Origin of the sequence: Xenorhabdus thuongxuanensis (genome assembly GCF_001908095.1) — a bacterium.
Lineage (GTDB): Bacteria > Pseudomonadota > Gammaproteobacteria > Enterobacterales > Enterobacteriaceae > Xenorhabdus > Xenorhabdus thuongxuanensis.
In genome coordinates this window covers 1-788 of the sequence record NZ_MKGR01000098.1, presented here as the reverse complement: position 1 = coordinate 788, position 788 = coordinate 1, and the positions used below count along the sequence as shown (strand labels likewise).

Below are 788 nucleotides of genomic sequence, written 5' to 3'. Positions count from 1 at the left end.
ACACCCAACCGATAATTGAGGTTCAGGGTAAAACGGTTCTCACTGACCCCTTGCTTACCCTGCCGAAAATCGGCACCCAGTGTGACTAAGGGGACTGGCGTGTAAGTCAGCCCGGCGATGATGCTGTACGGATTTTTCTGGCGTTCGGATCCACCGAATAAGGCAACCTGCTGCCCATAATAGTGTTCATACGTCAACTGCCCGCCCCAGTGAGGAAAAGCCGGCAAATACGCTTCGGCCTGAATATCCCAGCCATTGGCCGGTCTTGCATCGAAATCGGTGAGCCGGGCGGGTTTCCAGTTAGATAAGCGCTGGTAAAGGTTGGCAGACAGTTTGACGTTATCATGCCAGGCTTCCAGCCCGATGCTGTAACGGTGATTCTGCTCCGGCCACAACGCATCCCAGAAGATATTGGCACCCCAGAGCCAGTCATCGGCGACATAGCGATAGCCGAATCCAAGTGTGGTTGTTGTCTGGCCGTGGTGGGTTTTTACCCCTGACTGGCTGAATGCGGTACCCGAAACCGAGTGATAAAAAGGCAGCAATCCATCCAATGCAATGTCTTTTAACGCAAAATGGCTGTCGAAAGGCAGTGTGAGGCGGGCATTGCCGTATTGGTTCAACCACGGTGTCAGTGTTGATGTCACCGCAGACGATAATTGCTGGGCAGCCAGTGTTTTTGCCGCTTCGCTGGGTGACTGCGATTGAGTCAGTTGCCCCCACTGGGTGGTGATTTCGGCCAGTTTTTGTGCCGGCAGATCTTGGTTTTGATCTTCTGGCCTGGCCTG

Annotated in this window: 1 protein-coding gene; it reads right to left on the bottom strand. The window is 53.8% G+C overall.

What is annotated here, in order from left to right; translation table 11 throughout:
• On the bottom strand, positions 1-788 hold a 788-nt coding region (locus Xentx_RS18215; protein WP_208607612.1), incomplete at both ends, for an inverse autotransporter beta domain-containing protein.